The organism is Arcanobacterium phocae (genome assembly GCF_018913465.1).
In the GTDB taxonomy this organism is placed as follows: Bacteria; Actinomycetota; Actinomycetes; order Actinomycetales; family Actinomycetaceae; genus Arcanobacterium; species Arcanobacterium phocae_A.
Map to the genome: position 1 here is coordinate 334,372 of NZ_JABAPM010000003.1, position 8,164 is coordinate 342,535.

Below are 8,164 nucleotides of genomic sequence, written 5' to 3' on the forward strand. Positions count from 1 at the left end.
AGGTGGCACAATGTCGAAAGTTTCCAATAGTGCTCCGATTTTTACAGTATCGGTAGCTGCTGAATTAGCAGGAATGCATGCTCAGACAGTAAGACAGTACGATCGGTTAGGACTTGTTGTTGCCAAAAGAACGCGCGGAGGCGGACGCCGGTATTCGCTACATGATGTAGATCGGTTAACAGAGATACAACGTCTTTCCCAAGAAGAAGGCATTAACCTAGCTGGTATTGCTCGAATATTTGAGTTGCGTGACGAACTCGCAAAAATGTCTCGAGCGAAATCCGTTATTGAACAGCAACTTATCGATTTACGCAATGAACATGTGGCAATGCAAGAACATATGCGTAATCAACGCGAACGCAAAGAGCGTGTCATAGCTGTTAATTCTTCCGGAAAAGTCGAGGCATCTGGATCAATTGAATCTCTGCGTCGTACCCTGCGCGCTGTTCGGGAAGACGAACGAAACCGCAGTTCACAAACTGCAACGAGCTCTGATATTCACAACCAATCAAGCGCAGTTGTTCCCAGCCCGCAACAATTAGACTGGCTCATGGAACTACTCGAGCAACATATGTTAGAGCGGCTCAGCCATCGACAACCAAACCTTGTTACTTCGCGTCGCGAATCCGAGAATAAAACAATAGATGCTACTGGAATTCTCGACATTAACGAGATTCTGCCGTGACCCCGTTTAACGCGGCGGTGCTGGCCTTACTGAGCGGTCCCGGTGACAATCCATCTCTTTTGGTTACCGTGCGTGCCCCAAAAATGCGAACCCACGCTGGGCAGATAAGTTTGCCGGGTGGCGGTCGTGACGGTCGAGAGACGGCAGAAGAAACAGCCTTGCGAGAAACGTGGGAGGAAGTAGGAATAGACCCTCAATACGTTGACGTATTAGGGACGATGCAGAAGACGGTTGCTCCCCGAACGGGTCACGTCGTCGTCCCGGTTATCGGCCGTCTCACGTACGATTCAACTGAATCGGATCCGTACCCGTTAAAGCTCAGCACTAATGAAGTAGCAAGTGCTCACTGGGTAAGTCTGACTGACCTTGCTAGTCCTCTAAATCGTGGAACCTGGCAACGTGCTGAACGCACTGGCCCAGGTTTCGCTGTCGGGGAACTCATGATCTGGGGATTCACCGCTCAAATTATTGATCGGTTACTGGTAAAGACTGGTTTTAATGAGCCGTGGGATGTTACTCGGATTCTGGAGATTCCGCAGCGTTTTGGCTCGCTCTAATTGAGTCGAGCACATCGTTGACGTACTGCGTGAACACCTTCGATTCATCGAGATTCCATCGTCTTTCGACGACGTCGAATGGGTAGACAACCACGGTATTCTCACCAACGGTTCCAATCAGAACAATTGCTGATTCAATTCCGTCAGTAACTGCTGCCCATTGCATCTGAGTCTGGGTAGAAATAATTACTCCGAGCGCCGCTCCGAGAACTTGGAGTTGCGATTTGAGGTCTGCAGGTTGGGATTGGCGTAAAGTTTGGGCTGCTAAGTCGATACATTCAACCGATTCAATTAAGTTCCGGTTTGTTGCTATATCAACGTTTGTAGTTATTTGGTTGATTTCAGATTCGGATAGTTGGCGTACATGTAAACTCGTCATACTTTATAGTTTAATTTGTAGTCACACATTGAGAAAATATAGTTCGTAGCTCAATTAATGAAACTTTAGAGTGTTGTGAAACACATTCAATAATTCTGCTTATTTTGATGTATTTTAATGTCGTTTAGCGGTTTATGTCTTCAGTTTTAGTCCTATGTTTTGAGATTCCTCCGTCTGCTGAGAGTGAAACTTGGTAATTTGAAAGAGTAATAAATTCAGGGTAGTTGGCACAGCTGGGCTAACTACCGCGGAAAGAAAGCTAAGAAAGCAAAGAAATGAAACTTTCGCGTTCGATGAAGATAGCGGCTGTATTCACTGCATCGCTTCTCGCACTCCCAGCGGCAGTGCAGCCGGCTGTGGCAGCAGAGGCGGTCGAGACTCAGGGAGCCGGGCATCTTGTAATTAATGAAGTTTATGTTGATGGGACAAAGTCAAAGGGATATTACCGTGATTTTGTTGAACTCTATAACGCAACTAGTGCCCCGATAGACTTAAGCTCTTATGTTTTGCAGGGATATGCGTCCAGCGGAAATAAGGCAGGCGGTCAAACTCACTTGCACGGAGTGATTGCGCCAAATGGCTATTATCTTGTTACAGCATCTGAGGGAAGCCCAACTACAGAACTTAAGGCGGATTTTACTGAAGGAAGCTTTAATCTGAGCTCTAAAAATGCAGGTGCTACTATTGGCTTGTTTACCAAGGGAAATGTTCCCAAAAAACTTACCATTGGTGACTCTGCGGTAGACCTTGTTGGATGGGGAACTTCAGGAATAGGTGAAGGTCAAGCCATCACAGAGGTAGCAAAGGGAGAGGCGTCGTTTCAGCGAAATACGGATGGCGTTGATACAGATAACAATAGCGCTGATTTTTCGATCAAACCTGCAACCCCAATGAATTCAAAAAATGCAGGTGAAGTTCCGAATATCCCAGATGCACCAGGAACTGACGAGCAACAGCCCGACAATACCCAGCCAGATAATACCGATTCGGCAAATCCGACGGATCCAGCTACTCCGCATAAGCAGGTAACGATTGCGGAAATCCAAGGCAATGGAAATGAGACTCCATTAGCTGGTCAAACTGTTACCACAACTGGTATCGTGACCGCAGTATACCCATATGGTGGCTTCCAAGGCTTCTATATGCAGACTCCAGGTACCGGAACGAATGTTGCTACAGGTGCTCGTACTGCTTCCGATGGAATCTTCGTCTATGTCGGTAGCTTTTCCAAACTAGTCGATAAAAATGGCAAGAAGACAGACAATATTGGTATAGGTGACTACCTTCAAGTCACCGGAACAGCAACTGAGCATTTTGGTCTAACCCAAGTCAGCGTATATAAGGGTAAAAAGAATACTGAAAATCAGTCGGCATCGGTAACAAAACTTGCGAAAGAAAGTAATGTTGTCGCCCCTGAGCCAGTAGTCTTAGATCGTATTCCTGATGCGGAAGCTGACCGTGAAAAACTGGAGGGTATGCTTGTCAAAGTTACTGGCGAGTACACAATTTCCGCAAACTACCTAACTAATCGTCATGGACGCCTAGATTTGGCACCAGGTAAAGAACCCTTCCGCATTCCATCAGATGTGACCGCAGATAAAAACCAGTGGCCAGGATTAGCCGAAAAGATCGAACGCGAGCGTATCGCACTCGATGATGGTGCCTCCCTGGACTACACTGACACGGGCAATAAGGGCAAGTCATGGCCGAATTACCAGTATCCGGTGCCATATCTTGACGTTAATAATCCGTTGCGTGTTGGAACTGTGATTACTTTGCCACAGGCAATGATTCTTGATTATCGAGGTAACAGAACTGGATTTAAGGACAATAAGGCAGTTTATGAAAATCGATGGAATCTACAGCCAACCAAGCCGTTGACTGACATCAAAGATCAAGCCAACAAAGAATGGACGAACTGGGTTAAATTCACCTCAACGCGGGCGAAAGCTCCGCAATTTAAAGAAGGCAACGTAACTATTACATCGTTTAATGTATTAAATTACTTCACCAAGCTCGGCGAAGAGACCAAAAAGTGTGATGGTTATGCCGCCAAGGACGGCACACTGCTTACGACTAAGAAATGTGACCAACGCGGAGCGCATTCTCGCCAAGCCTTCGAGATGCAACAGTCCAAGATTGTTAAAGCGATCAACGAGCTTGATTCGACCGTCGTTGGATTGGAAGAAATCGAAAATTCGGTGAAGTTCGATAAAGACCGAGACGAAGCAATAGGTAACCTGGTAGACGCCCTCAATGCAGATGCAAAAACTGAGAAATGGGCATTCGTTAAGTCGCCAGCACAAGATATGCTTCCATCGCTGGAGAACCAAGATGTCATCCGGCTTGCATTCATTTACCAAAAAGACGCCATCAAGCCAGTTGGTGAATCACAGGTGTTGCATGACGGAAAAGAATGGAAGTATGCTCGTCAGCCATTAGCACAGAAGTTCCAAGCAATCAAGGATGGCAAGGATGAGGGTAAGCCGTTCGTCGTCGTCATTAACCACTTGAAGTCAAAAGGTAGCCTGAAAGATGACACCGACACTGACCAATACCAAGGTAACAACAACCAGATGCGTGTCCGACAAGTCACCGAAATGGCGAACTGGGTGAAAGACAACTTTGCCAACGATCCAGTATTTGTTATTGGTGATCTGAATTCTTACTCCCACGAAGATCCGCTGACCACGCTGGAAACAAAGTTCGGTTACACCTCAATCGCTGAGAAGATGGGCGTCAAGAACCACTCCTACCAATTTGGCGGAGTAGTCGGCTCTCTTGACCATGCTCTCGGAAACGCAGCAGCTATGAAGATGGTTAAGGCGGCCGACGTGTGGAACGTGAACGCAATGGAACCAGTCGCATTCGAATATGCGCGCTGGAATTACAACGTGAACTATGAAAACCTGTTCGATGCTGATTCGCCATACCGTTCATCTGATCATGATCCAATCAAGGTTGCCATTGAGACTCGAGATTCCGTGCCGTGGACCGAGCTGACCCCAGCTACTCCAGTAGACCCGGAACCGGAGCCTCAGCCGCAGCCAGAGGCAACTGTCGTTACGCCAAAGGCTTCGGTAGTTAACCCGCAAGCTTCTGACCCGGCAGCCTGCAAGATCGCTCCATTTGTCACCATCGAACCTATTGAGGGCGTGACCTACCAGGTGACCGTTGATGGTAAGCAGCTCAAGCCTGTTGACGGAAATGCTAACAAGTTTGAGTATCCATACGGCAAGACAGTGAAGGTTGTAGCAACGGTTAAGGACGGTTTCAAGCTGGCTGAAGGTGCACAGACTGAATGGTCGTGGACTGCGCCAACGCGTGAAGAGCTCAAGTGCTCCGTTCCATGGACCGAACTGACCCCAGCTACGCCAGCACCACAAGATCCAACTCCAGTTCCAGACCAGCCTGGTCAGGACAAGAAGGACAGCGGCAAGAAAGACAGTAACTCTGGCAAGTCAGGACTAGCAAAGACCGGTATTGAAACCTCCGGTTTGGCTGGCCTAGCAGTTATCGCAATGATCGCAGGCGGAGCAATCGTCGCCCGTCGTCGAAACGCATAACGCTCATACCCAGTAGATAAGTGAGGGTCCTAGCACAACGCTAGGACCCTCACTTACATCAACAAGCACTTACCATTCGGCAATATCGGCAACCTTAGCACCAGACACCGCAATAAAATCCGCCGGTGCAATACCAACCGACAAGCTGCGCTTACCGCCAGAAACCAGAATCTCGTCCGCCATCAGCGCAGACTCATCCAAAAAGATCGGGAACTGACGCTTCTGCCCCAGTGGCGAAATACCGCCAGTAACATAGCCAGTGACCTTCTCCGCCTCGCGTGGATCCATCATCGCAACCGACTTCACGCCCGCTGCCTTCGCCACCGACTTCAAATGAAGCCGCGCGCTAGCCGGCACAATCGCCACAAAAATATCGCGCCCCGACTCCACCATCAAAGTCTTAAAAACGGCATCTGGATCACAACCCAGAATCTCCGCCGTATCGCGAGCATAACCATGTTCCATCTGCTCCGAATGCTCATACTCGTACAAAGTGAACTGCACCTGCGCATCTTCCAGCACCATCAGTGCCGGAGTTCCCGCATGGCCCGCCTTGTGTTGTCCTGATTTCTTCTTACCAGCCATGACACAATAAAAGCATGAATAATCGTGACCGTTTCTATCTACGCCCCGCCGCGCGTGTCGACGCCGACGCAATCCATCAACTCCGAGCCGTCATTTTTGCCAAAGAATTCCCCGAATTTCCGTTCGACGCCGCCGCCGAGTATGACGAACTTGTCCGCATTCTCACCAACCCGCAAAGCACAAGCATCTGGCTTGCCGACCTCAACAACACCATCGCCGGCTACATTCGGACCGACTCGCTCGGCGTCGGACACAACCGAATGCTCGCCGTCACCTGGTTCGGCGTGCGCGCTGATGTTCGTCGTCGTCACTACGGAACAAAACTACTCAACGCCGCCATCGGCGACATGCCCGCATACGCATACGCGCCCCGTGCCGTCGCGAGTAGCACCGGTTTCTACGAAAATAACGGGTTCACCCGCATCGAAAACGACGACGACGCAACCGACGTCGCTATCGATCTTCTGCCGACCGCGCCACAACCAAGCGCATACTCAGCATTTATACGATAACCGTTCAGCTGTTCAAGTAAGCGATCTTCACATTAAGCGCCGTCGCGAACGCAGTCCAGCCAGCGTACGGAAGGAGTGCGATACCAGCAGCAGGGCTTACTTTCCCCGCACGATACGCCAAATACGACGACGACGCCGCCAACGCCGCCACCTCGCCAGCCGAAAGCCAATTGTTGCGGACATTCCAGTAGAGCGCGCTCCAGGTCGCATTAAGAACTAAATTCGTTCCTAACGCGCGCTTGAACTTCTGGCGCTCCGCCGCAATCCTCGCTAACTCGTCCGGATCATCAGCTGCCTCGGCGGCCTTACGATCAAGTTTCGTCAACACCGCCGCTGAAGCGCCCGCGATCGACGTATACAATACTGACCACGCAATCGGGAAGGCGATCTCCGGTGGCTGCCATGATGGCTTGACCTGCATCTTGTTCCACAACGTATCAGTGTTAGTAGCATACGAAGCAATACCGGCAGCTAATCCAGTAGCAACTGTCGTTTTAACAATATTTCTTAGCAAACTCATGCATCTAGTCTTGTCCCTATAATAGGGTTATACCGATATTTTAGCTGTGAGCAGATAATGAACGAGAAGAATACCAAGCAACCGATTCTAGGCAATGGCAGATTTGCGCCGTCACCAACCGGTGACTTCCACATAGGGAATCTACGGACTGCGTTGCTGGCATGGGCGTGTGCACGCTCAACCGGGCGCGGGTTTCATATGCGGGTCGAAGATCTCGATGAACGATCCCGCCCGGAATACTGCCTACGGCAACTTGAAGACCTAGCCACTCTCGGCATCGACTGGGACGGGCCGGAACTCTATCAGAGCCAGCGCATCGATAGGTATGAAGAAATATTTGCTTCGTTGCTGAAATCAGGGCGTTTGTACGAATGCTACTGCACCCGAAAAGAACTGGCATCAGTTGCCTCTGCGCCACACCGGCCACCCGGATCCTATCCCGGCACATGTCGTGATCTTACCGAGTCGGAACGCGAGGCAGGCCGGGAAAAACTGCGCGGAACCAACCGCGAGCCGGCGTTGCGCTTGCGAACGGATGCGCTGACCGGGGAGCTCATCGATCAGCAGTTGGGGCACTACTGCGGAGCAATTGACGACCTTGTTATTCGGCGTGGGGACGGGGTTTTCTCCTACAATTTCGTCTCGGTTGTGGACGATGCCGAATACAATGTGACTCAGTTAGTGCGCGGGGATGACCTGCTACCGTCCACGCCTCGGCAAATGCACTTACAGGATTTGCTGGGGTATCCAAATCCGGTTTATGCTCACATGCCACTTGTTCTTAACCAGGCTGGCGCCCGGCTGGCTAAACGTGATGGGGCAGTTACTCTGCGTCAGCTGGCCGAGTTGGGCTGGTCGACTGCAGATATTGTTGAATTACTGGCTAGCTCGTTATATATGGGAAAAGCTGGTTGTGCTAGTGCAGGTGGCGTTAGTGCAGCTGATGGCGGCACAGGTGGTGCTGGTGCTGATAGTGGTGCGGATATGGCACGGAAACGGTCCGGCATCCGCGATACGGCAACCTTTCTGGACGTCTTTGATCCGGCGGTTTTGCCGCGTGAACCATGGCGGGTAGATGTAGAATTGCTAGCCGCTGGTCCGGCTGTTTGGTTTACTGACTAAATAGCCAAGGTCTTTGTTCAGGAATGGTGGGCTAGGCTACCATGCCGGCTTGTTTCGCCTCTCTTCACCGACTTTCTTTCGCACTCTCAGCCGGCTGTCCCTTCCGCTCGGTTCTGAGCTGCCGGCAGACTCTCCTACGCCGCCCAAGCGCCGGCTGTCCCTTCCGCTCGGTTCTGAGCTGCCGGCAGACTCTCCTACGCCGCCCAAGCGCCGGCTGTCCCTTCCGCTCGGTTCTGAG

9 protein-coding genes are annotated in these 8,164 nt (G+C 50.6%); 6 read left to right on the forward strand and 3 right to left on the reverse strand.

The window, feature by feature from the left end; translation table 11 throughout:
- Window positions 1-10: 10 nt before the first annotated feature.
- Window positions 11-685: a heat shock protein transcriptional repressor HspR gene (locus tag KSO86_RS08690; RefSeq protein ID WP_216431924.1), complete on the forward strand. Its 675-nt coding sequence runs from the start codon at window positions 11-13 to the stop codon at window positions 683-685.
- Window positions 682-1,242, forward strand: a complete 561-nt coding sequence (locus KSO86_RS05835) for an NUDIX hydrolase (protein WP_216431926.1) — start codon at window positions 682-684, stop codon at window positions 1,240-1,242. Before KSO86_RS08690 ends, KSO86_RS05835 begins: the two co-directional genes overlap by 4 nt.
- Here the strand turns inward: KSO86_RS05835 and KSO86_RS05840 are convergent.
- Complete coding sequence (locus KSO86_RS05840) at window positions 1,199-1,621, reverse strand: DUF3806 domain-containing protein (protein WP_216431928.1); 423 nt, start codon at window positions 1,619-1,621, stop codon at window positions 1,199-1,201. The two genes, KSO86_RS05835 and KSO86_RS05840, sit on opposite strands and share 44 nt — an antisense overlap.
- A gap of 275 nt (window positions 1,622-1,896) precedes the next feature.
- Here KSO86_RS05840 and KSO86_RS05845 point away from each other — a divergent pair, with 275 nt between their 5' ends.
- A complete protein-coding gene (locus KSO86_RS05845; protein WP_216431930.1) occupies window positions 1,897-5,187 on the forward strand; it encodes an ExeM/NucH family extracellular endonuclease in 3,291 nt (1,096 codons plus the stop codon).
- Between the two features lie 69 nt (window positions 5,188-5,256).
- On the opposite strand, the gene ybaK is transcribed toward KSO86_RS05845, so the two are convergent.
- Window positions 5,257-5,772, reverse strand: a complete 516-nt coding sequence (gene ybaK / locus KSO86_RS05850; protein ID WP_216431932.1) for a Cys-tRNA(Pro) deacylase — start codon at window positions 5,770-5,772, stop codon at window positions 5,257-5,259.
- A gap of 14 nt (window positions 5,773-5,786) precedes the next feature.
- Between ybaK and KSO86_RS05855 the strand changes: the two genes are divergently transcribed.
- Window positions 5,787-6,284, forward strand: a complete 498-nt coding sequence (locus tag KSO86_RS05855) for a GNAT family N-acetyltransferase (protein ID WP_216431933.1) — start codon at window positions 5,787-5,789, stop codon at window positions 6,282-6,284.
- 4 nt (window positions 6,285-6,288) lie between these two features.
- Here KSO86_RS05855 and KSO86_RS05860 read toward each other — a convergent pair whose 3' ends face one another.
- Complete coding sequence (locus KSO86_RS05860; protein ID WP_216431935.1) at window positions 6,289-6,804, reverse strand: TspO/MBR family protein; 516 nt, start codon at window positions 6,802-6,804, stop codon at window positions 6,289-6,291.
- 57 nt (window positions 6,805-6,861) lie between these two features.
- On the opposite strand from KSO86_RS05860, the gene gluQRS reads away from it, so the two are divergent.
- Together gluQRS and KSO86_RS05870 are read left to right on the forward strand one after the other, a co-directional pair.
- On the forward strand, window positions 6,862-7,926 hold the full coding sequence (gene gluQRS, locus KSO86_RS05865) for a tRNA glutamyl-Q(34) synthetase GluQRS (RefSeq protein ID WP_216431942.1): 1,065 nt from the start codon (window positions 6,862-6,864) through the stop codon (window positions 7,924-7,926).
- Between the two features lie 49 nt (window positions 7,927-7,975).
- On the forward strand, window positions 7,976-8,164 hold a 189-nt coding region (locus KSO86_RS05870), incomplete at its 3' end, for a hypothetical protein (protein ID WP_216431944.1).

Excerpts from the sequence above, each read along its gene's own strand:
- KSO86_RS08690 (WP_216431924.1), top strand. The coding sequence starts at position 11 with ATGTCGAAAGTTTCCAATAGTGCTCCGATTTTTACAGTATCGGTAGCT.
- KSO86_RS05840 (WP_216431928.1), bottom strand. The coding sequence starts at position 1,621 with ATGACGAGTTTACATGTACGCCAACTATCCGAATCTGAAATCAACCAA.
- KSO86_RS05845 (WP_216431930.1), top strand. The coding sequence starts at position 1,897 with ATGAAACTTTCGCGTTCGATGAAGATAGCGGCTGTATTCACTGCATCG.
- ybaK (WP_216431932.1), bottom strand. The coding sequence starts at position 5,772 with ATGGCTGGTAAGAAGAAATCAGGACAACACAAGGCGGGCCATGCGGGA.
- KSO86_RS05855 (WP_216431933.1), top strand. The coding sequence starts at position 5,787 with ATGAATAATCGTGACCGTTTCTATCTACGCCCCGCCGCGCGTGTCGAC.
- KSO86_RS05860 (WP_216431935.1), bottom strand. The coding sequence starts at position 6,804 with ATGAGTTTGCTAAGAAATATTGTTAAAACGACAGTTGCTACTGGATTA.
- gluQRS (WP_216431942.1), top strand. The coding sequence starts at position 6,862 with ATGAACGAGAAGAATACCAAGCAACCGATTCTAGGCAATGGCAGATTT.